This is a genomic window from Acidobacteriota bacterium (assembly GCA_029861955.1).
In the GTDB taxonomy this organism is placed as follows: domain Bacteria; phylum Acidobacteriota; class Polarisedimenticolia; order Polarisedimenticolales; family Polarisedimenticolaceae; genus JAOTYK01.
The window spans coordinates 33,448-55,579 of record JAOTYK010000018.1 but is presented as its reverse complement, the minus strand read 5'-3'; the positions used below and the strand labels follow the sequence as shown (position 1 = coordinate 55,579).

At 64.2% G+C, this 22,132-nt stretch carries 17 protein-coding genes; 9 read left to right on the top strand and 8 right to left on the bottom strand.

The window, feature by feature from the left end; all coding sequences use genetic code 11:
- The first annotated feature begins 39 nt into the window (after positions 1-39).
- From OES25_10620 to mtaB, 4 genes are read left to right on the top strand one after another with little or no spacing between them, the layout of a single operon-like run.
- Entirely contained in the window at positions 40-318 is a 279-nt protein-coding gene (locus OES25_10620; GenBank protein ID MDH3628092.1) for a zinc ribbon domain-containing protein, read from the top strand.
- The gene (gene purD, locus OES25_10615) at positions 315-1,604 is read left to right on the top strand and encodes a phosphoribosylamine--glycine ligase (GenBank protein ID MDH3628091.1); all 1,290 of its coding nucleotides are present in this window, start codon (positions 315-317) and stop codon (positions 1,602-1,604) included. The genes OES25_10620 and purD overlap by 4 nt, the downstream gene beginning before the upstream one ends.
- Positions 1,601-2,128: a 5-(carboxyamino)imidazole ribonucleotide mutase gene (gene purE, locus OES25_10610; protein MDH3628090.1), complete on the top strand. Its 528-nt coding sequence runs from the start codon at positions 1,601-1,603 to the stop codon at positions 2,126-2,128. Before purD ends, purE begins: the two co-directional genes overlap by 4 nt.
- Entirely contained in the window at positions 2,088-3,521 is a 1,434-nt protein-coding gene (gene mtaB / locus OES25_10605; protein ID MDH3628089.1) for a tRNA (N(6)-L-threonylcarbamoyladenosine(37)-C(2))-methylthiotransferase MtaB, read from the top strand. Before purE ends, mtaB begins: the two co-directional genes overlap by 41 nt.
- Here mtaB and OES25_10600 read toward each other — a convergent pair.
- From OES25_10600 to OES25_10585, 4 genes are all read right to left on the bottom strand, one after another.
- On the bottom strand, positions 3,518-3,796 hold the full coding sequence (locus OES25_10600; GenBank protein ID MDH3628088.1) for an HU family DNA-binding protein: 279 nt from the start codon (positions 3,794-3,796) through the stop codon (positions 3,518-3,520). The genes mtaB and OES25_10600 overlap by 4 nt on opposite strands.
- Before the next feature lie 79 nt (positions 3,797-3,875).
- Positions 3,876-4,412: a shikimate kinase gene (locus OES25_10595; GenBank protein MDH3628087.1), complete on the bottom strand. Its 537-nt coding sequence runs from the start codon at positions 4,410-4,412 to the stop codon at positions 3,876-3,878.
- Positions 4,396-4,965, bottom strand: a complete 570-nt coding sequence (locus OES25_10590; protein ID MDH3628086.1) for a DUF1684 domain-containing protein — start codon at positions 4,963-4,965, stop codon at positions 4,396-4,398. The genes OES25_10595 and OES25_10590 overlap by 17 nt, the downstream gene beginning before the upstream one ends.
- A gap of 89 nt (positions 4,966-5,054) precedes the next feature.
- Positions 5,055-8,003 carry a DEAD/DEAH box helicase gene (locus OES25_10585; protein MDH3628085.1) on the bottom strand — a complete coding sequence of 983 codons (2,949 nt, stop codon included), beginning with the start codon at positions 8,001-8,003 and terminating at the stop codon, positions 5,055-5,057.
- Positions 8,004-8,078: 75 nt separating this feature from the next.
- Between OES25_10585 and OES25_10580 the strand changes: the two genes are divergently transcribed.
- The 5 genes from OES25_10580 to OES25_10560 all read left to right on the top strand — a co-directional run bounded on the left by OES25_10580 (position 8,079) and on the right by OES25_10560 (position 14,490).
- Positions 8,079-8,759, top strand: coding sequence for a succinate dehydrogenase cytochrome b subunit (locus tag OES25_10580; protein ID MDH3628084.1), 681 nt, complete (start codon positions 8,079-8,081; stop codon positions 8,757-8,759).
- 30 nt (positions 8,760-8,789) lie between these two features.
- Complete coding sequence (locus tag OES25_10575) at positions 8,790-10,703, top strand: fumarate reductase/succinate dehydrogenase flavoprotein subunit (protein MDH3628083.1); 1,914 nt, start codon at positions 8,790-8,792, stop codon at positions 10,701-10,703.
- Positions 10,700-11,455 (top strand): succinate dehydrogenase/fumarate reductase iron-sulfur subunit, encoded by a 756-nt coding sequence (locus OES25_10570; protein MDH3628082.1) that lies wholly within the window; start codon positions 10,700-10,702, stop codon positions 11,453-11,455. Before OES25_10575 ends, OES25_10570 begins: the two co-directional genes overlap by 4 nt.
- A gap of 221 nt (positions 11,456-11,676) precedes the next feature.
- Complete coding sequence (fusA, locus tag OES25_10565) at positions 11,677-13,755, top strand: elongation factor G (protein ID MDH3628081.1); 2,079 nt, start codon at positions 11,677-11,679, stop codon at positions 13,753-13,755.
- Between the two features lie 54 nt (positions 13,756-13,809).
- Complete coding sequence (locus OES25_10560) at positions 13,810-14,490, top strand: hypothetical protein (GenBank protein MDH3628080.1); 681 nt, start codon at positions 13,810-13,812, stop codon at positions 14,488-14,490.
- Here OES25_10560 and OES25_10555 read toward each other — a convergent pair.
- The 4 genes from OES25_10555 to OES25_10540 form a co-directional block, all read right to left on the bottom strand.
- The gene (locus OES25_10555; protein ID MDH3628079.1) at positions 14,487-19,886 is read right to left on the bottom strand and encodes a VCBS repeat-containing protein; all 5,400 of its coding nucleotides are present in this window, start codon (positions 19,884-19,886) and stop codon (positions 14,487-14,489) included. The genes OES25_10560 and OES25_10555 overlap by 4 nt on opposite strands.
- Before the next feature lie 91 nt (positions 19,887-19,977).
- Positions 19,978-20,880, bottom strand: a complete 903-nt coding sequence (locus OES25_10550) for an RluA family pseudouridine synthase (GenBank protein MDH3628078.1) — start codon at positions 20,878-20,880, stop codon at positions 19,978-19,980.
- Entirely contained in the window at positions 20,877-21,383 is a 507-nt protein-coding gene (locus OES25_10545) for a (deoxy)nucleoside triphosphate pyrophosphohydrolase (GenBank protein ID MDH3628077.1), read from the bottom strand. Before OES25_10545 ends, OES25_10550 begins: the two co-directional genes overlap by 4 nt.
- Positions 21,271-22,125, bottom strand: a complete 855-nt coding sequence (locus OES25_10540) for a 3-hydroxybutyryl-CoA dehydrogenase (GenBank protein ID MDH3628076.1) — start codon at positions 22,123-22,125, stop codon at positions 21,271-21,273. Before OES25_10540 ends, OES25_10545 begins: the two co-directional genes overlap by 113 nt.
- Positions 22,126-22,132: the final 7 nt, after the last annotated feature.

The window sequence follows — 22,132 nt, the reverse complement described above, 5'->3', positions numbered from 1 at the left end:
CTATGGATAGGCGTTCGTCTGAATCACGGAGTTCGATCCATGCCGATTTATGAATATCGCTGCACCGGCTGTGATGAGGCCTTCGAGGTCTTGCAAGGCGTCAACGAGCGTCAAAAACGGACCTGCGAGAAGTGTGGCGGAAAACTCGAGAAAATGGTCTCGCGAACCTCCTTCCAACTGAAGGGTGGCGGCTGGTACTCGGAGGGCTACGGCTCCTCGGGTAAGACCGGCGGCGAGAGTAAGAAGCCGGCGGAGAAGCCGACGGAGAAGCCGGCGAAGAAGACGACGAAGAAGGACAAAGGGTCCTCGTCGTCATGAAGGTGCTTCTCATCGGTGGTGGCGGGCGCGAGGCTGCGTTGGCCTGGGCGCTCTCACAGAGCGGGAGACTCTCACAACTCGACTGCGCACCCGGGAACGCCGGGATCGCGCGTCACGCCAACTGTCTAGACCTCTCGGCGACCGATGTCGACGCGCTCGTCCGGCATGCCATCGAGGTTCGCTACGATCTCGTCGTTGTCGGGCCGGAGGCGCCGCTTGTCGACGGACTCGTGGACCGGTTACGCGAACACGACATCGCCGCCTTTGGTCCCTCGGCTGCCGCCGCCCGCATGGAAGGCAGCAAGATTTTTTCCAAACGATTCATGCAACGCCATGGCATCCCCACCGGCGAGTTCGAGGCCGTCGAAGATTTCGCCACCGCCCGTGCGTATCTGGAGGCGACCGATCGACGTTACCCGTTGGTGGTCAAGGCCGACGGACTCGCGGCCGGCAAGGGCGTCATTATCGCGGAGAGCCCCGAGCAGGCCGTCGAAGCCGCAGAGTCGATGCTCAGCGGAGAGGGCTTCGGCGATGCGGGACGACGGGTCCTGATCGAGGAGTTCTTGACCGGACGAGAGGCGTCGTTCTTCGTGCTGGCGGATGGTCACACCGCAGTCGAGTTGGCCACCTGCCAGGACTACAAGCGGGCCCACGACGGCGATCGCGGGCCCAACACCGGCGGGATGGGAACCTACTCACCGTCGGTCTATCTGGACGACGCGCTCAAGCAGACAATCCGACGGACCATCGTAGAACCGACCCTCGCCGGAATGAAACAGGAAGAGTTTCCGTTCAAGGGCGTGCTGTTCATCGGCGTGATGCTCACCGATCGGGGGCCACAGGTTCTTGAATACAACGTGCGCTTCGGTGACCCGGAGACGCAGGTGCTGATCCCCCGCCTCGATGGCGACTGGCTCGATCTCCTCGATCGCTGCGCACGCGGATCGCTGGCGGAGGCCTCGGTCCGCTGGGACCCTCGATCGGCCGTCTGCGTCGTGATGGCGGCCGGTGGCTACCCGGGGGCATACGGTAAAGGGTTCCCGATCGAGGGTCTGGACGCCGCCGGAGAAATGCACGACGTCCATGTCTTCCACGCGGGAACCGCGTTCGACGAAACGCAACAGGTCGTCACAAGTGGCGGCCGTGTCCTCGGCGTCACCGCACTCGGTGAGAACCTAAACGACGCACGGGAACGTGCTTACTCTGCAACTCGAAAGATCCAGTGGCAGGATGAACAGCATCGCGGCGATATCGCTGCGGATGCGATTGAAAGGCGAGACGGATGAGCGAGTCACAAACAGTCCGGGTAGCGATCTTGATGGGAAGCGACTCCGACCTTCCGGTGATGGCGGAGGCGGTCAAGGTCTTGAATAAGCTGGCGGTCGGTTGTGAGGTCCACGTGACCTCGGCGCATCGTTCGCCGGAACGCACCGCGGAGATCGTCGGCGGCGCCCCCGGTCGTGGCGTCCAGGTCTTCATTGCCGGCGCCGGTAGCGCCGCCCATCTGGCCGGAGTGGTCGCCGCCCACACCACGTTGCCGGTGCTCGGCGTTCCGCTGGCGGCGTCGGACCTCAACGGTCTCGATGCCCTGCTGGCGACCGCCCAGATGCCGGCCGGCATCCCCGTCGGAACCCTGGCGATCGGCAAGGCGGGTGCCGCCAACGCCGCCTGGCTAGCCGCCGCGATCCTCGCCATCGGCGACGAGGGGCTGGCACAGCGGCTCCGCGAAGCGCGAGATGCGATGGCGGGCAAGGTCGCCGAGAAGAGTCATGCCGCCCAGAAGCGACTGGCCGAGCTGCTCGGTTCCTGAGCCCCTTGTGTCCGGCGGCTTTCATACGATTACTCTTGGCTGCAAGGCGAATCAGTTCGATAGCGCCGCGATCGACGGAGAATTGGTCCGGCGGGGGTTCGACCGACGCGAGCATTACCGCGATGCGGACGTTGTCGTCGTCAACACCTGCACCGTGACCCATCGTGCCGACGCAGACGCCCGGCGGTTGATCCGCGCCGTACGGCGCGCGAACCCGGCATGCACCTTGATGGTGACCGGTTGCTACGCCCAGCTCGACCCCGAGATTCTTCGGGCCATGCCGGAAGTCGACGGTGTCTTCGGAAACGACGAGAAACAGCAGTGGCCGGAGATCCTCGACGGCCTCGGACTCCCGACGGCGACCGACTCGAATCGTGTTCAGCCCGATCGCGGCTGTGACGGGATGCCCAACGCCGCCGGGCTCTACTTCGGCTCGCGGACACGCGCCTTTCTGAAGGTTCAGGACGGCTGCCGCCTGGCCTGTTCGTACTGCGTCATCCCGACGGTGCGGGGCGCAAGTCGTTCGGTGCCGACGCCGGTCGTGGTCGACGCGTTCACCGGCCTTCTCCGCAGGGGCTATCGGGAAGTCGTCTTGACCGGCATCAACACCGGCGACTACGGCCGCGATCTCGAGGACGGTTCGACGCTGGCCACGTTGCTGCGGACGTTACTCTCGGTCGCCGGATCCAACCGCATCCGCCTCAACTCACTGGAGCCGCTGACGGTCACCGACGAGGTGATCGAACTGCTCGCCGACCATCCGCGCCTGGCGTCGCATCTGCAGATGCCGCTGCAGTCAGGATCTCCTGCGGTGCTGCGGGCGATGCGACGCAACTACCGACTGGAGACCTATAGCGAACGTCTGGAAACGCTGGCCACGCGTGTCCCGGACATCGCACTCGGAGCCGATGTGATCGTCGGCTTTCCCGGTGAGACGGACGCCCAGTTCGAGGAGACGTTTCGCTTCGTTCGGGACTCGCCCCTCTGCTATCTACACGTCTTCTCGTGGTCGCCACGACAGGGAACCCCGGCCTCCGAACTCGACGGGCGGGTTCACTCCCGGGTGATTGTCGAACGAAGTCGTCGCCTGCGGGAGCTCGCGGCGCAGAAGGCTCTTCAGTTTCGCCGACGCTTTGTCGGTCGACGACTGGACGCGGTGGCGCTGGGAAGCGAAGGCGAACGGGCGCTGACCGGGAACTTCATCGATGTGAAGCTACAGGCCCCCGGCGGGACCTGTCGGAGATCGGCGGTGGGACTGGTCGACGTCGAGCTGACGAGCGCTAACGAGGAAGGGGCCACGGCGCGCTGGGTCGGTCATCCGTCATGGGCGACCCCGGCCCCAGGATCTCTCCAGGTACCGGAGCCGCTCGAAGGCAAAAACTCGACGGTCTAGGTCGAAGGGACGAGATCCTTGAGGGCCTTGGCCATCGTGAATTTCGCGACCGTCTTGGCGGCGATGTTGATCGGCTCTCCGGTCAACGGATTCCGCCCGATGCGCGCTTTTCGATGGGAAACCTTGAACTTGCCAAGGCCCTTCAGCGGCACCTCGCCGCCATTGCGCATCTCCTGCTCGATGAGCCCGGTCAGATGGTCGAGAAACGCCTTTACGTCGCGCTTTTCCATCCCAGATCGTTCGGCCAGAGAGTCGATTACTTGCGTGCGGGTCATCTTTTTCCTCCAAAACTAAGGTCACCGACGCGGCTAGTATCTCTGATCCGTTGCCCGAATCAACAAAAATCTCAGGAAACTACGGGTATTGCTTGCTGAGACCCAGCCCGACGACGATCCGTCGGGCCACCTCCTCGGCACTCCCCGACCCCGCGTCAACCCGGACCGCCGCCAGGGCGTAGCAGGCTCGCCGTTTTTCGAAAAAAGCCCTGAATTCCGGCGAATAATCCGATTTGAAGAGCGGGCGATCGTCCCCGCGAGGAACCCGCTGACCGACGACCTGCCAGGGAACATCCAGCCAGACCGTCGTTCCGTGGCGGTGGAGGGATCGACGCACGGAAAAACTTTGGTAAACCCCTCCCCCGGTGGCGACCACCGCCGGTCCGGCACCCAGGAGCTCCTCGAGTCGATCGGACTCCAGCCGGCGAAAAACGGCCTCGCCGTCCTCGGCGAAGATCTGTCGGATCGATCGTCCCTCCCGCGATTCGATCAATGCGTCGGTGTCGACGAACGGGAGCCCCAGATGTCGGGCGACGATGGGACCGACGGTGCTCTTGCCCGCCCCCATGAAACCCAGAAGGAAGATCGGACGGAGGATGTCAGGACGGGTCGCCATCGACCTCAAAGCCTCGCTCGCCAGCCTCGACCGACACCGACAGTCGATTCTCCTCGGGGGTACGTGGGCAGGCGTAACGCTCCGGTTCGCCGTAGGCACAGTACGGGTTGTACGCACCGTTGAAGTCGAGAACATACGGTCCATGGTCCGGTCCCCGCAGCTCGAGGTAGCGTCCGGCGGGATAGGTCTCGGATCCGGTGGTGCCGTCGGCGAACGGCAGGAACAGACCCTCGGACTCGCCATGATCGGTATCGAGCATGCGATAGACCTGCAGCCGGTGCAGGTTGCCGTCCAGTTCGAACTCCAGCCAGCCCACTCGCTCCGCTTCCCGGGTCTGACCGGTGGTGGTCACCATCGGAAGACGTTCGGGTTCGGCGTACCGCGTCACGGAACCGATGAAGTAGAAACGAGAATCCGCCGGGAAGAACTGAAGCCCCTCGAAGGTCGCACGAGAAGCAGCCGGGATTGGACTCCACGCCTCCGTGCGAAAGTTGGCCTCGCGCTGCTGACGGCCATGCTCGATCTGGTGCGACCAGTCGGGCGGTGGAGCCACCGAAACCATCCGGGTGGTCGGAGCCGACCGATCGCACCCCACGACCGCGAGAGACAGGGCCATAACGCCGAACACGCATCTTCTGAACATCACGCTTCCACCCCGCTTCGTCCCCAGTCCACCGGTAACCGGAGGAGTTGCTCGTCCCGATTGCGGTAGAGCAGAAATCCCTGTTCGCAGCCCAGTCGGTAGAGCCGATGGGTCAGATCAACATCCTTCTTACAGTATTGCTCAATCAGATCGATACGTCCTTCCTTCCACCAGACAAGACTCTGCAGACCGTCGCCACCCTTGGACTCACCGAGGTTCGCCTCGCTCAGGTGGGCCAACGACAATCGAAAGTGAAGTCGATCGTGGATGTCGGCCAACATGTCAAACGTTCGGATGCGATTCAAGTCGCGATCGGTACAACCCTTCAGAACCAGCATGTCGAATCGGTCGATATTGAACCCGACGACCCGATCGGCCATCACGAGATCCAGGAGCAACGCGTCAATATCGTGCTCGTGGTAGGTTCGGAATGCGCTGCGTTCGACGTCGTAGACGACGGCCAACGCCAACCCCATTCGATCCGCCCGATTCCACCCACCGACCTCCTCTGCCGACCGCTGCGTTTCCAGATCGAAGATCAGGGTACGCCCACCGACCCTCGCGACGGGGTCGATGTTCCCGGATCGCCGCACCCCATGACGAGAACCCGCGGCATCCTCTTCCGCCGGCGCTCGATAGGGTTGGACCTCGGGCTGCTCCGCTTCGATCGCGGCGGAGTCCAGACCGTAGCGTTCCGCAGCGACCTGTCCCGTGAGAAGCTCGAGGACCCTCAGCGCCCCCGACTTGTCCAGTGGCTTGTTCCCATTGCCACAGCGCGGCGACTGGATGCAACCGGGACAACCGTCCTCGCACTCGCAGGCGGCGATCAACCCATGGGTCCGCTCCAGAAGGCGTGGCAGATCGTGGAACGCCCTCTCGGCCAGCCCGACGCCACCTGGAACACCGTCGTAGATGAAGATGGCCGGACGACCGAGCTGCGGATGCCCCGTATACGAGATCCCGCCGATATCGCCTCGGTCGGAGATGGCCATCAACGGAAACAACCCGATGGCCGCATGCTCCGTCGCGTGGATCGAACCCATGAAGTGGTGTTCCTCTGCGGTGAAGGCGGCCGGCAGCTCGGTGGGCAGAGCGACCCAGAGTCCGACCGTCTCGAAGATCCTGGGCGGGGCCTCGAGTGAATGCTGGGAGATCGTCTCGCCATCGAAGAGTCGCTTCTTCTGGTAACCGCGAACGCGAACGGTCACCTTGAGACGTCCCAGCGAGACCGGAAATGGACCGACCCGGCCGGTTTCCAGCTCCTCCAGGATCTCGGTCTCTTTCTCACCCTGGACGACCGTGAAGTAGTCGACCCGTCGGCGGCGGGCATGCACCTCGTGACGATCGACATCGAGCCGCTCGACATGGAACGACTGGCCGCCGTGGAGATAGACCGCGCCGGCGTGACATTCCTGATAGACGCGAGCGCCATCCACGGAGCCGATCGCCTTACCCGATTCTGCATCCAGGATCGTGAACGGTGCCGCCGCACCCCGCGGTCGCACGTCGCGGTGCGGTCGACGCCCCGGAGAGAACAGCTGCTCGCCGCCCGCGTCCTGCACGAGACGACCGTCACGGGTCATCTCGGCGACCATGGACTCCGTGCGTGCGGACCCGTCCTGCACCTCGTGACGCTGCAGGGGGCTCTCGGCCGCCGCACAGACAAGGTGCGGTCCCGCGATCATGGGGTTATGCGGATCGAGTACCGCCTCCTCGAACTCGCCGTCGAAGAATCGATCGGGGTGCCGGATCATGTATTGATCCAGCGCGTCGGGCATCGCCACCTGCACGACCAGTCCTTCTCGGCCCGAACGCCCGACACGACCGATCCGCTGCCACGACGAGATGAGAGACCCGGGATAGCCGACCAGCAGACAGCAGTCCAGCGCGCCGACGTCGATCCCGAGCTCCAGGGCACTCGTCGAGAACACGGCCGCGAGTTGACCGCTGAACAACCGTCGCTCCAGAGCCCGCCGCTCCTCGGGCAGGTATCCCGCACGGTACGGTGCGACGCGATCCGCCAACTCCGGATTCTGCCGAACCACCCAGCTGTGGAGGAGTTCCGTCACTCGCCGGGCACGGGTGAATGCGATGGTCTTGAGTCCGGCGTCGATCACCTCTCCGAGCACACGGACCGCCGTGGTGTACGGCGAGACCGTCACCGGGTTGACGAACATCACGGTCCGCGCTGCCGTCGGGGCCCCCGATTCGGTGACCACCTCGAACGGTTCGCCAAGGAGGGTCTGCGCAAACTCGCCCGGTCTTGCAACGGTCGCAGAGGCCGCGATCAGCCGTGGCGTCGCCCCGTACTGCCGGGCAAGACGCTTGAGCCGACGAACGATGTGGTGGACATGGGCTCCGAATATCCCGCGATAGACGTGCAATTCGTCGAACACGATGAACGTCAGCCGGGACAGGAACTCCGACCAGGACTCGTGATGGGCCAGGAGCCCGTAGTGCAGCATGTCAGGATTCGTCAAGAGGACATCGGGGGGATCCGCACGCATCCGACGCCGAGTCGACTGGGGCGTATCGCCGTCGTAGATCTCGAATCTTGGAGGCCGAAGTGCCCCCAGCGCCCCGGTCATGCGCCGAAACGCCGTCAACTGGTCCTGGGCCAGCGCCTTGGTCGGGTAGACGATCAACGCCCGGGAACCCGGCGATCGCTGAATCTGCTCGAGCACCGAGGTCGCAAACAGGAGCGTCTTCCCCGAAGCGGTGGGTGTGGCCAGCAGAACGTTGCGTTGGTCGCGAACGTGGTCCAGGCCGCGCGCCTGATGACTGTAGAGCCGGGAGATCCCTAATTCGCCAAGAGCCTCCTGAAGATTGGAAGGGAGGGGCTCGTTCGGCTTGGCGTAGCGTGCCTCAACACCTTCCAGTCGCCGAACATGGGACACCATTCGACCCAACGTCTCATGCTCACACAATCGGTCAACGACTCGCTGCATCGGACTCCCGTACTGTCCATTATCGCACGCGATTCTTGCACCTCCTTGAGGGATTGCCTTATCATCCGGCACGCAATGCGTCGCGCACTGAAACTCCTCGACAGCACGGTGGGAAAGAAGCTCCTGATGGCCCTGTCAGGGTTCGCCCTTCTCGGCTTCGTCTTCTTCCACATGCTGGGCAACCTGAAGATCTATCAGGGGGCCGACAAGTACGATGCCTACGCGGAGTTCCTGGAGGTGATGGGGGCCCCGATACTCGGCTCGCACCAGGCTCTCTGGTTGGCGCGCCTGGCTCTGCTGATTGCGGTCGCCGTTCATATCCGCTGCGCGGCCTCACTGACCCGACTGAGCCGCGGCGCCAGACCGGTGAACTATCGCAAGGACAACGACCTGGCATTCAGCTACGCCTCGCGAACGATGCGATGGGGAGGGCTGATCGTCCTGGCGTTCATCGTCTATCACTTGCTGCACCTGACGCTCGGCGTCGTACACATGCCTGCCGATGATGAACATTCCGTCTATGCCCGGGTCGTCTTCGGATTCCGCCAGTGGCCCATCGCGCTGGCCTACGTTTTCGCGATGATCCCGCTATCGCTCCACCTGTATCACGGCGTCTGGAGCATGACCCAGACGCTGGGCATCGAGACGCCATGGGTGGTTCGATGTCGACGCCCTGTCGCCGCCGGCTTCGCCATCATCGTCGCGACCGGAAACATTTCTATCCCGCTTGCCGTGCTGACCGGACTGGTTCGCTAATGGGCCAGCCGCGAATCATCGAGATTTGATATGGAATTGAACGCACGCGTCCCGGGTGGTCCGATCGCCGACAAGTGGGATCGCCACCGCTTCGATCTAAAACTCGTCAATCCTGCCAACAAGCGTCGTTTCAATGTCATCGTCGTCGGCTCCGGTCTCGCCGGCGCCTCCGCATCGGCCACGATGGCCGAACTGGGCTACGGGGTTCAGTGCTTCACGTTTCATGACAGCCCGAGACGTGCCCACAGCATCGCGGCGCAGGGGGGCATCAACGCAGCCAAGAACTACCAGAACGACGGCGACAGCGTGTTTCGGTTGTTCTACGACACGGTCAAGGGTGGCGACTTTCGGTCGCGCGAGGCCAACGTGCACCGCCTGGCGCAGGTCAGCGTCAACATCATCGATCAATGCGTCGCACAGGGTGTTCCGTTTGCGCGTGACTACGGTGGGCTCCTGGCGAATCGCAGCTTCGGCGGCGCACAGGTCTCCCGCACGTTCTACGCCCGCGGGCAGACGGGTCAGCAACTGCTCCTCGGTGCCTACCAGGCCCTCTCTCGGCAGATCGCCGCCGGTAGAGTCCAGATGCATACCCGCACCGAGATGCTCGACGTGATCGTCCATGAGGGGCGCGCCTGCGGCATCGTCACGCGAAACCTGACCACCGGGTCGATCCGTTCCTTTACGGCCGATGCCGTCGTGCTTGCGACCGGCGGGTACTGCAACGTCTTCTACCTCTCGACGAATGCGATGGCCTGCAACGTCACAGCCGGGTGGCGTGCCCATCGACGTGGCGCCGGCTTCGCCAACCCCTGCTTCACCCAGATCCACCCCACCTGTATTCCGGCCAGCGGCGAGTACCAGTCGAAGCTGACGCTGATGAGCGAGTCGTTGCGTAACGATGGCCGCATCTGGGTTCCGCGGACCGGCGAGGATCGGCGGACGCCTGCCGAGATTCCGGATGCGGAACGGGACTACTACCTGGAGCGGATCTACCCCAGCTTCGGCAACCTGAGCCCAAGAGACATCTCGTCACGGCGTGCCAAGGAGATGGTCGATCGGGGTCACGGCGTCGGCGAGCTCAAGAACGGCGTCTACCTCGATTTCGCGGATGCCATCTCCCGCCTGGGCGAATCGGTGGTACGCGAGCGTTACGGCAACCTGTTCGACATGTATCAGCGAATCACCGGCGAGAGTCCGGTCGAGACCCCGATGCGGATCTATCCGGCGCCCCACTACTCGATGGGCGGTCTGTGGGTCGACTACAACCTGATGACCACCGTTCCGGGTCTGTTTACGATCGGCGAGGCCAACTTCTCCGATCACGGTGCCAATCGGCTCGGTGCCAGCGCACTGATGCAGGGTCTGGCGGACGGCTACTTCATCCTGCCCTACACCATCGGCGACTACCTCGCCCGGAAACCGCGACACGGTGTCGATCCCGAGGACGGCGTGTGCAAGCAGGTCGAGACAGAGGTCGGTGCCCGGATCAAGCATTTCATCGAGAACAAGGGCTCGCGCACCGCCGACTCGTTCCACCGGGAGCTCGGGCGCATCGTCTGGAATCACTGCGGGATGTCCCGCAATCGCGCCGGCCTCGAGGATGCCATCGGCAAGATCGCTCAACTGCGTCAGCAGTTCTGGGCCGACATCACGGTTCCGGGGAACGGGGCGGAGCTGAACCAACAGCTGGAGAACGCGGGTCGCGTCGCCGACTTCTTCGAGCTGGCAGAGCTGATGTGTCGCGACGCACTCGGTCGAAACGAGTCTTGCGGCGCCCACTTCCGCGAGGAATACCAGACGGAAGAGGGGGAGGCGCTCCGGAACGACGAGGACTACGCCTACGCCTCCGTCTGGGCCCACGAAGGTGAGGGTGCGACCCCCAGCCACCATCGCGAGCCTCTGGTCTTCGAGAACGTGGCACTGGCGCAGCGGAGTTACAAATGAACCTGATCCTCCACGTGTGGCGTCAATCGGGGCGGGACGACGCCGGTCGCTTCGTGCGCTATGAAGTCCAGGAGATCAGCGAGCACGCATCGTTCCTGGAGATGCTGGACGTTCTCAACGAGCGACTCGCCGGCGAGGGCCAGGACCCCGTCGCCTTCGATCACGACTGCCGCGAGGGCATCTGCGGCTCCTGCGGCATGGTGATCAACGGCGCACCCCACGGGCCTCGACGCGCGACGACCACCTGCCAGCTGCACATGCGTAGCTTCACGGACGGGCAGGAGGTGTGGGTCGAGCCATGGCGGGCCCAGGCCTTCCCGGTCCAGCGAGATCTTGTCGTCGATCGGTCGGCCTTCGATCGGATCGTCCAGTCCGGGGGCTTTGTGTCGGTCAACACCGGAAACGCCCCCGACGCCAATGCCCTCCCCATCGCCAAGGAGGTCACCGAGAAGGCGCTCGATGCCTCGTCCTGCATCGGCTGTGGGGCCTGCGTCGCCGCCTGCCCCAACGCCTCGGCGATGCTGTTCACCGCGGCAAAATCGGGCCATCTGAACCTCCTGCCCCAGGGCCGCCCCGAACGGACCGACCGGGTTCGGGGGATGGTGGCCCAGATGGACGAGGAGGGTTTCGGCAGCTGCACCAACCATGGCGCCTGCCAGAACGCCTGCCCCAAGGAGATCGGGGTCGAGTTCATCGCCAGGCTCAATCGGGACCTGGTCCGCGCCAGCCTGGCCCGAACCGAGGACGGTTGATCGGACCCCGTGCGGAAAACGTCGGTATTCGCTAGAATGCCGCCCGGTCGGATGGCCGTCCCCCGTGGGTCGCCATTCCATGTAATCGGAGAGACCGGCACCGCGACGCATCGGTGTGCGAAGGCGGGCCTTCCCAAACCAAGAGTCAGGTATTCCCGACCGACACCTCGCATCGATCCGTCGAGGCGTGTGGAAACGGAAACTCGACGAAAGGTAGTACCGTGAGCCAGGATCTCAGCAAGCTCAGGAACATCGGCATCAGCGCCCATATCGACTCGGGCAAGACGACGCTGACCGAACGTGTTCTGTTCTACACAAACCGAATCCGCAAGATTCACGACGTCAAGGGTAAAGACGGCGTCGGGGCAAAGATGGATTCGATGGAGTTGGAGCGTGAGCGTGGCATCACCATTGCCTCGGCCGCGACCCACTGTGAGTGGAAAGACCACCACATCAACATCATCGACACCCCCGGTCACGTCGACTTCACCATCGAAGTTGAACGATCGCTGCGTGTGCTGGATGGCGCGGTTCTGGTGCTCTGCTCCGTGGCCGGCGTTCAGTCCCAGTCGATCACCGTCGATCGGCAGATGCGTCGCTACAAGGTGCCGCGCCTGGCGTTTGTCAACAAACTCGATCGGTCGGGTGCCAACCCGATCAAGGTCTGCGGGGAGCTTCGCGAAAAGCTGAAGCTGAACGCGGTCCTCCTGCAGCTCCCGATCGGGCTCGAGGACAAACACGTCGGCGTCGTGGACCTCATCGAGATGAAAGCCTCCTATTTCGACGGCGAGGCAGGGGAAACGATCCGGGTCGAGGATGTTCCGGAAGATATGGTCGAGCGTGCGACCGAGTATCGTGAGATCCTTCTAGATGCAGCCTCGATGCACTCCGACGAACTGATGGAGGCCATCCTGGAAGAGAAGGTGGACAACGAGATGCTACGGACGGCCATCCGTCGTGGCGTACTCTCCCTCGGCCTCACTCCGGTGCTGATGGGCTCCGCCTACAAGAACAAGGGTGTCCAACTGCTGCTCGACGCGGTCAACGCGTTCCTCCCTGCTCCCGACGAGATCGAAAACGTCGCCATCGACATCGAGGACGACGAGAAACCCGTTCCGCTGCACAGCGATCCGTCGAAGCCGTTGGTTTCTCTCGCGTTCAAGCTTGAAGAGGGTCGATTCGGTCAGTTGACCTACGTCCGCCTCTACGAGGGCTCCCTCAAGAAGGGAGACGAGATCGTCAACACGCGGACGGGCAAGGGTGTCCGTGTCGGTCGTCTGGTCCGCATGCATTCGGACGAGATGGAAGACATCACTCACGCCAGCGCCGGTGACATCGTCGCCCTGTTCGGCATCGATTGCGCATCGGGCGACACCTTCACCAATGGCCGCCGGGTCGCGATGACGTCGATGCATGTGCCGGAGCCGGTCATCCATCTCTCGATCAAGGCGAAAGATCGCAAGGCAGAGGCCAACCTCGCCAAGGCGCTCAATCGATTCATGAAGGAAGACCCGACGTTCCGCAGCCGGGTGGATGAGGAGTCGCTGGAGACGATCATCTCCGGAATGGGCGAGCTTCACCTCGACGTCTACGTCGAACGGATGAAGCGCGAGTACAAGGCCGAGGTCGAGGTCGGCGCCCCGCAGGTGGCCTACCGCGAGGCGATCAGTCGGCGGGCCGAGTTCAACTACACGCACAAGAAGCAGACCGGTGGTGCCGGCCAGTACGGCCGTGTCGCCGGTTACATCGAACCGATGGAGAACGGCGACTACGAGTTTGTCGACAGTATTCGCGGTGGGGCGATCCCCGGCGAGTACATCCCCTCGGTGGACAAGGGCTTCAAGTCGATGATGAAGACCGGTCTCCTCATCGGCTTCCCGGTCACGGGACTTCGCGTCGACATCAACGACGGCAACTCCCATGCAGTGGACTCGTCGGACAACGCGTTCCAGGCCGCCGGTCGTGGTGCCTTCCGCGAGGTCTACATGAGGGCCAAGCCCGTCATCCTGGAACCGATCATGAGAGTCTCCATCGAGGGCCCGGGAGAGTTCCAGGGCGTGTTCGTGAAGACGGTCATGCAACGCCGCGCGGTCATCGCCGGCACAACCGAGGAAGAGGGCTTCGTTCGCGTCGACGCGGATGTCCCGCTCTCCGAGATGTTCGGATACTCCACCGACCTGCGGTCCGCGACCCAGGGCAAGGCGGAGTACACGATGGAGTTCGCGAAGTACGCCCCCGTTCCCAATGAGATCTCGGAAGAGCTCATCGAGAAATATCGCAAGGAAAAGGCCAACGCCTGACGGCTTCCTGGAGTCATTTGAAATGCACCGAAAAGAACTAATGATCGAAGCCCGTTGCGCGTCCTCGAGCAGTCCATGCACGGTGGGCTCGGGCTCGGCAAACTCGGCGTCGTCATCGCCCGACACGGCGTCGGCAAGACGGCTTTTCTTGTCGGCGTGGCCCTCGACGACCTGATGCGCGGGAAGAACGTGCTGCACGTCACCCTCGACCAGCCACTCGAGAAGGTCGTCGCGTTCTACGACGACATCTTCCAGGACCTGGCGCATTCGCAGGAACTCGAGGATGTGTGGCAGGCCCGTCTCGACTGCGAGCGTAATCGTCGCATCCAATGCTCGCGCGCCGTGAACTTCAGCCCCGCCAAGCTGAAGGAGATCGTCAACTTCTGGAAAGAGACCGACAATTTCGAGCCTACGGCCATCATCCTCGAGGGCTTCCCCTTCGCATCCAGCAGCGACGAGGACCTCGCGAAACTGCGAGAGATCGCCTCGGAATTCCACTGCGAGCTGTGGATGTCTGCCGTGACGACCCGCAGTGCGGAGCGCAACTCCCGAGGCGTCCCGGAACCGATTGCTCGGCTCGAGGGTTCGGTGGACGTGATCCTGACCATGGCCCACGACGGAAACGCCGTCCATGTCGGCCTACACAAGGATCACGAGAACACGGATGTCTCGGAATTGAAGCTGGCGTTGGACCCAACCACCATGTTGTTGATGGCCGAGACGACGCCCGGCTAACTCGGGACCAACGAACAGGTCGTTCCGGGTCGACGTGCCCGCTGCCGGCCGTCCAGACCCAACGAGCCGTCCCCCGCGTTCCCGCGGGTTCCGACCAGGTAGAAGAACCCGGCGCCGGGCGCAGGGGTGTCCTGCAGGATCCGTTCGGCGAGGAGCAGCGGCGGTCCGAAGCAATCGCCGGCGTTCACGGCGACATTCGCGATATCCCCGCGATAGACCAGGTAGAACGCCGCACTCGTCTCCGGCCGCCAGTCCATGTACACGATGCGCTGCCCCGCGACCTCGATCGTATCGACGTTCAGCCCCTCGACCTGCCCGTCGTCATCGTCACAGGCATCGCCCACGAGGTCTGAATCGACGTCGCGTTGATTCCCGTTGGCCACACTCGCGCAATTGTCGTCACACCCCAGGTGCCCGCCACTCCCACAGGGCTCGTACTCTCCGTCACCGTCGAAGTCGGTCAATACGCCGTCGCCGTCCGGATCCGGGTCATCGACGTCATCGACACCGTCGTTGTCGTCGTCGAGATCGCAGCGGTCCCCTACCCCGTCACGATCGGTATCGCGCTGGTCCGGGTTTGCGAACGTGGGACAGTTATCGCAAACGTTACCCACATCGTCCGAGTCATCGTCGCACTGCATGTCAGCGGTGTTCGCGTCCATGTCACAGTCTTGCAACGCGTTGGCGGCAAACGGGCAGCTATCGAGATTGCCGCAGACAAGATCGCCATCGATATCGTTCAGCGGGTCCTGAACGCACAGGTCGTCCTCTTCGGGGCAATCGGTGGTGACAGACCCGAAGTCGCCAAAGCCGTCGCCGTCGCTATCGACACAGGTGTCGCAGAGGACCCCGATACCGTCGAGATCGAAATCGAATTGGTTGGTATTGGCCGTCATCGGGCAGTTGTCGCAGAGATCCCCGACACCGTCCTCATCGACATCTTCCTGAAGCGGGTTGGCTGCGACGACACAGTTGTCGACATCATCGTCGAGCCCGTCGGCGTCGTCATCAAGATCGCACTCGTCACCGGCGAGATCGCCATCGGTGTCGACCTGAAACGCATCCGCGGTCGCCGGACATAGATCGCACGGCTCGCCCACTCCGTCCCCGTCGCTGTCCAGATTGGCCCCACCGCTGAGGAACGGACAGAGATCACAGGCATCGCCGAGCCCGTCGCCGTCGCCATCGAACTGTCCGGCGTTGCCCACGGCCGGACAGATGTCGCAGGCGTCGCCACGACCGTCGAAATCGGCATCCGCCTGGCCCGGATCCGAGATCCCGGGGCAGGTATCGCAGGCATCGCCGGCGCCGTCGGCGTCGCCATCGGCCTGGGTGAGATTAGAAACCCGCGGACAGTTGTCGTCGGCACAACCGTTGCCGAATCCCGGATCGCCGAACCCATCGTCATCCTGGTCGGTGCAGTTGTCGCAGAGATCTTCGTCACCGTCGTCATCGAAGTCTTGAAGTGCGGGCCAGGCAGGATCGAGACAATCGGTATTGAGCCCGTCACAAACCTGTGTCGCGCCGGCGAACACGCCCGAGTCATCGTCGTCACAGTCCCGCGAACCGCCGGCGGGACAGGCGGGGCTTCCAGTAACACCGTATCCATCGCCGTCCACGTCGACGCAATCGCGGAGCACCAGGTCGCGCTCTTCCTGACCGCGATCGGGGACGTTGACCCATCGTCCATGCCTCTGAAATGGAGACGTCAGCGGTTCGTACCGGATTCGGGCACGCCAGTGATACGCCGTGTCGCCCGGCAGTCCGGTGACCGTCTCGCTGAACGACGCGCCGACCAGGCCACTGTCGAGCCATGCTCCGCCGCCGGTTTGACTACCGTCGAACTGCATGCCGGATGGCTTGACCTCGGACTCCAGTCGCACGCGTCCGCGACCCATCGGAGATCTCCCGATCGCCGCCAATCGGAAACCATCCACGACGTCGCTCACACCCGGGGAGCCGATCGGAGCCAGGTCGTCGTCTCGGCGTTGCTGTGCCCCGATCGTCGTCCCGGCGCCGTCGTTGCCGAAGTACAGAAACGCCGAACCGCCATCGGTAGCGGCCTCGTCGTACTGCAACGCGCCGATGATCAGGTCGGCGACGCCGTCTCCGTTGACGTCTCCGGCGGAGGAAACCGAATAACCGAAGGAACCGAACACCTGGTCCGAACCGACGGACCACGAAGGCGTCGTGGGAAATCCGGTATCCGTACCCAGATAGACGAACGCCCGACCGGCGTCCGGCACGAGCTCGTCGAATCGATAGGATCCTACGATCAGGTCCGCGTGTCCGTCACCGTTCACATCTCCTGCACCGGAGACGGAGAAGCCAAACTGGGCCGACACCTGATCCGACTCCCCGATCCAGTTCGGATCCACGGGAAGTCCGGCGGCGGACCCGTAAAAGGCGAACGCACACCCCTCGTCGATTTCGCCGTTCTCCTGAAGGGGCGCGCCGATCACCACATCGGCAAATCCATCGCCGTTGATATCGCCCACGCCCGTCACGGAATTCCCTAGCAAGGCCTGTGTCTGATCTCCACTGAACGTCCACACAGCAGAGCTATCGAGCCCGCCGGCAGAACCGAGATACAGGCGGGCCTGCCCCTCATCGAACTGGCCGTCGTCGTAACGCGGCAATCCGACGACGACGTCATCGTAGCCATCTCCGTTGATGTCGCCTGCGCCGGCGACGGATCGTCCAAGGAGGGCCTCGGCCTGTGCTCCATCGGCGGTCCAGTCCGCAACCAGAGAGAGCCCGTCGGCACTCCCGTGGTAGACCAACGCTCGGCCCTCGTCCTCGAACATCTCGTCATGAAGGACCGCGCCGATCAGGAGATCGGCATAGCCGTCTCCGTTGACGTCACCGGCACCGGCCACTGCGGCACCGAAGAGCGCATCGATTTGATCGCCCTCGGCATCCCAGGCCGGTATCGCCGCGAGTCCCGTCGGCGACCCGTGATAGACAAACACCCGACCCTCGTCCGATTCTCCGTTGTCGTGAAACGCCGCACCGACCGCCACGTCGTCGTACCCGTCGCCATTGATGTCTCCCAGCCCGCTGACCGAGTATCCGAACAGGCCTTCCGCTCGATCCCCATCGGCACTCCAGTCCGCCATGGCGGATAGCCCCGACGGGTTGCCGTGATAGACCAGGGCGCGACCGCTCTGGGGACCCACGCCATCGACCAGGTATGCACCGACGATGACGTCGGCGAACCCGTCGCCGTTCACATCACCGGCACCCGAGACCGAACGACCGAGCTGGTCGAAGTCGGCCATCCCGTCGACCTGCCAGCTCGCGTCGGTGGCTGGACCCTCCGGTCCGCCGAAGAAGAGGTGTGTCCGGCCCTCGTCGATCGCGACATCGTCGAACGCCGGGGCACCGACGAGCAGATCGGAGAACCCGTCCCCGTTGACGTCCCCGGCCGTCGCCACCTGCGCCCCGAACTCGGAGCCGGTCTGACCACCGCTGGCGATCCACGCCCGTTGCAGCGCGAGGCCGTCGGAGGAACCGTAGAACGCCTCGACGGCCCCATCGGAATCGTTGGCGTTGCCAAACGGGATGCCGACGATCACATCGGCGTAACCGTCGCCGTTGATGTCCCCCGCGGAGGCGACGGAACGACCGGAACGCAGCCCACCGAGACTGCCCTGAGGTTGGAACGGTGAGCGAAACCAGTCGGGTCCGACCGACAGGCCGGCGGCCGAGCCGTGAAAGACGAACGACCGGCCGCTATCGACCGTCGCCGCATCGAAGCCTTCTGCGCCGACAATGACGTCGGAGAAACCGTCGCCGTTGACGTCACCGGCAGACGCGACGGAACCACCGAGCCCGGCGTCCGGTTGGTTGGAGTCAAAGCTCCAGTCGGGCGTCGACGCGAGGCCGCCTGCGCCACCGTAGAAGGCGAACGCGGTCCCCTCACCGACGGGTAGGTCGTTGTACCCGGGGGCACCCACGACCACATCCGCGAAGCCGTCACCATTGATGTCGCCGGCCCAGGCAACGGATGTTCCCACCGCTGCGTCGATCTGATCGCCCTCGAAAAGCCATGCAGGGGTCGTCGCCGGCAAGACGGCGGAGCCGAGGAACAGGGCCGCGGCGCCCTCCGCGGATTCCGGTTGGCCGTAGCCGGGCGCCCCGATGATCAGGTCCCCGAAGCCGTCTCCGTCGATGTCACCGGCCGCGGCGACGCTGGCACCGAAACGATCGTCACCGAGCGTCATCCCGAGCGGGCTCTCGACCATCCAGTCGGCGACCAATGCGGGTCCGGAGGAGGATCCCAGATAGGCGTACGCGGCTCCGTCACGACCCCCGCCGCCGGTCAGATAGGCCTCGGCACCGATCGCGAGATCCGCGATGCCATCTCCATTCAGATCGCCGGCCGCAGCGACGGAGGAGCCGAACAGGGCCCCCGCCTGCTCGCCTTCCACGGTCCATGCCGGGGTCGTGCCCGGGCCGCCAGCGGCGCCGAGGAACAGCTGCACCCGCCCCTCGTCGACGAGTCCGCCGTCAAACCGGGGTGCTGCAACGACGATGTCATCGAAGCCGTCGTCGTTGACATCGCCCACACCGGTCGCCGCGGCGCCGTGAGCAGCGCCGGCGAGGTCGCCGTCGCTGGTCCAACCGGGCACCGTCGCCAGAGGATCCACGACGATGGGGTAGACCGCATCACGATCGTCGACGCGGATCGTCAGTCCCCGCCGACCGGCTCGGTTCCAGGCTTCCATCCAGGCCGACAGCTCGGCACCGGTCGCATCGTTAACTTGTAGTCCGGCATAGCGAAGGCGACGTTGCCCCGAGGCGTCGAGAAAATCGGCTCCCCTCCGGTCCGAGTCCAGTCGCGCGGACAGAGTTCCGCTCAGCTCCAACTCCAGGCGGAGGTCGCCGGTCTTCTCGCCGCCGGGTCTCGGCGGTGTGTAGAACGTGAAGCCGTGCTCAAGCCCCTCGGGGTCGTTGACGAACCACTCGTCGTGACCGGCACGTGGGTAGTGGACGCGATTCGGTGCCCTGCGATCGGCGATCGGCGCCAGCGCCTCGACGTCCTGTCGGCCGATCCCGCCCCGAGAGATTCGCGTCAGGCTCAGACCCCAGGACCACGCATCGTCGGCAAGCGTCGATCGAACGACGTCACGGGGCTCGAGGCTCACGCCACGACGGTCGAACGTCGAGCGAAACCCCTGGGCACGATTGGGCGCCTGGAGTCGGCTCCCCTGCTCGTCGACCTGCTGGCGGACGGCATACTCGCCGTCGGCGATGTCGGCCTGGACTTTCTGCCACCAGGCGTCGTCGTCAGCGGTCGCGGCGCTCACAAACCCCGCGATCCCGACGAGCGTCCAGAAGAAGATTCCAAGCGTTGGCGTGATCGAACGGGACACGAATGATGGTCTTGGCATTGGGATTCCTGGCTACCGTGAAGCTGTCGGTTGACGCAGAAACCTGAGTATATCGTTAACGGGGCGGTGGACCCAGCGAGGCGCTGCGGCTCTACCGCATGTCCGACGGCAGAGGTGCGTGGACATCCAGCGTGGGGCCATCGTCGGCAGCCAGGGCCATCCGGGCACAGTGCAGCAGCTGCCGGAGCGGCTCGTTTCGACCGGGTCGCGGATCGTCGCCGGCCACCATCGCAAGGTAGTCCTGCTCGTCACGGCCATAGAGGATGTCCCCGAGGATCGGGTGACCGAGGGCCAGGGCGTGGAGCCGCAACTGGTGCCGTCGGCCCGTGGCGGGGAACATCCGGACCAGCGTGCGTCCGACCTCACGACGCTCGACCCTGAAGCGGGTCCGCGCCGGCTTCCCGCAGCCGGTCTTCAGTTTGACGTAGATTGGCGAGGCCTCGTCGTTTCCGATGGGTTGATCGACGACACCCTCGTCGTCGGCCAACTCCCCTTGCAGCCACGCAAGGTATTCCTTCCGCATCTGTCCCTTCGCGAACGCACGGGATAGCTGTCGGGCAGTGGCGGCATCCTCCGCGACCAGCAGCGCCCCGCTGGTCTCGCGATCGAGCCGATGGGCCAGCCTCAGGTCCGGCTGCTGTTCCTGACGACGGAGCATGCGGATCAGCGTGTTCTCGCGAACACGATTGACGGGATGGACCGGGATCCCCGCCGGCTTGTCCACGGCCAGCCAGCCGTCGCCGCGGGTGAGGACCGGGATCGTGATGTCCAGCGGCTCCTCGTTCAGGGGAACCCAGCCGATCTCGATGACACCCTCCGCCCGCACCGGCGTGGCCACCCTCACCCGCTCCTGCCACGAGAGGGTGACACGCTCGCGGATCATGAGCTGGATGCGCGCGCGAGACAGGCCGGGAATGCGTTGGTGGAGGTAGTGGTCCAGTCGCTTGCCGTCTTCACGACGACCGACGACGTACCGTGTGATCGGCTCGCTCACGACCGCCAGCGCAGCGCTCGGAGGATCTGCCGGTTCGCCTCGGGCATCTTCAAATCAGCGAGGCCCGCCGGATCGACCCAATCCCACGGACGCCCCCCGTCGGTACAAACTTCGCCGACGGGATCCCGCGCCAGGAAGACATGAAATCGTAGCGGCGTGTCGGGATCGTCGTGAACGACGATCGTGAGCGGATCCAGCGTCGACGCCTGAAGACCCGTCTCTTCACGCAGCTCCCGGCCGGCCGCCTCCGAAGGGATCTCGCCGTCCTCGATCTTGCCGCCGGGGAACTCCCAGAGTCCCGCAAGGCGCTGGTCGGCACCCCGCTGGGTTACGAGCACGAGGCCATCACGGATCGGCACCGCGAGCGCGATCTCGACCGGGTCCACGGCCCTACTTTCGGTAGTCGTAGAAGCCTCGCCCGGTCTTACGACCCAGCCAACCCGCCTCGACGTGCTTGCGAAGCAGTGGGCATGGTCGGTACTTCGGATCGCCGAGCCCGCCATGCAGCACCTCGAGGATCGAGAGACAGGTATCGAGCCCGATGAAGTCCGCCAGGCTCAGCGGTCCCATCGGATGGTTCATGCCCAGCTTCATGATCGTGTCGATGGCCGCCGGCTCGGCAACCCCTTCGTAGAGGCAATAGATCGCCTCGTTGATCATCGGCATCAGCACGCGATTGCTTACGAACCCGGGGAAGTCGCGACACTCGACGGCCGTCTTGCCCAGTCGCTCGGAGAGCCCCAGGACCGTCTGTGTCGTCTCGTCGCTGGTGCCGAGACCCCGGATCACCTCGACGAGCTTCATCACGGGGACAGGATTCATGAAGTGCATGCCGATGACCGACTCCGGTCGTTCCGTCGCGGCGGCGATCTTCGTGATGGAAATCGAAGAGGTGTTGGTAGCCAGAATCACGCCTGCGGGAACGATGCGGTCGAGACGCGCAAACAACGCCTCCTTGACCGAGAGGTCCTCGACGATCGCCTCGACGACAAAGTCACAGGCAGAGAACCCGTCGAGGTCGGTCGTACCCTCGACACGAGAGAGCACGTCGCTCTTCTCCTGTTCCGTCATGCGGCCCTTGTCCACACCTCGCTGCAGGTTCTTATCGATCGTGCCGAGGCCCCGATCGACGAACTCCGTTTCGATGTCCTGCATGATGACCATCAAGCCGGCCTGCGCCGCCACATGCGCAATGCCATTCCCCATCTGGCCGGCACCCACAACGCCAATCGTGTCGATCTTCATCGTCATA

What these genes read in the sequence shown, in the direction of transcription:
- mtaB (MDH3628089.1), top strand. Translation starts at nt 2,088, where the DNA reads ATGCCGCCCAGAAGCGACTGGCCGAGCTGCTCGGTTCCTGAGCCCCTT.
- OES25_10580 (MDH3628084.1), top strand. Translation starts at nt 8,079, where the DNA reads ATGCGTCGCGCACTGAAACTCCTCGACAGCACGGTGGGAAAGAAGCTC.
- OES25_10545 (MDH3628077.1), bottom strand. Translation starts at nt 21,383, where the DNA reads ATGGCGGGCTCGGCGATCCGAAGTACCGACCATGCCCACTGCTTCGCA.
- purD (MDH3628091.1), top strand. Translation starts at nt 315, where the DNA reads ATGAAGGTGCTTCTCATCGGTGGTGGCGGGCGCGAGGCTGCGTTGGCC.
- OES25_10620 (MDH3628092.1), top strand. Translation starts at nt 40, where the DNA reads ATGCCGATTTATGAATATCGCTGCACCGGCTGTGATGAGGCCTTCGAG.
- OES25_10570 (MDH3628082.1), top strand. Translation starts at nt 10,700, where the DNA reads ATGAACCTGATCCTCCACGTGTGGCGTCAATCGGGGCGGGACGACGCC.
- OES25_10595 (MDH3628087.1), bottom strand. Translation starts at nt 4,412, where the DNA reads ATGGCGACCCGTCCTGACATCCTCCGTCCGATCTTCCTTCTGGGTTTC.
- purE (MDH3628090.1), top strand. Translation starts at nt 1,601, where the DNA reads ATGAGCGAGTCACAAACAGTCCGGGTAGCGATCTTGATGGGAAGCGAC.
- OES25_10600 (MDH3628088.1), bottom strand. Translation starts at nt 3,796, where the DNA reads ATGACCCGCACGCAAGTAATCGACTCTCTGGCCGAACGATCTGGGATG.
- OES25_10575 (MDH3628083.1), top strand. Translation starts at nt 8,790, where the DNA reads ATGGAATTGAACGCACGCGTCCCGGGTGGTCCGATCGCCGACAAGTGG.
- OES25_10555 (MDH3628079.1), bottom strand. Translation starts at nt 19,886, where the DNA reads ATGCCAAGACCATCATTCGTGTCCCGTTCGATCACGCCAACGCTTGGA.
- OES25_10540 (MDH3628076.1), bottom strand. Translation starts at nt 22,125, where the DNA reads ATGAAGATCGACACGATTGGCGTTGTGGGTGCCGGCCAGATGGGGAAT.
- OES25_10585 (MDH3628085.1), bottom strand. Translation starts at nt 8,003, where the DNA reads ATGCAGCGAGTCGTTGACCGATTGTGTGAGCATGAGACGTTGGGTCGA.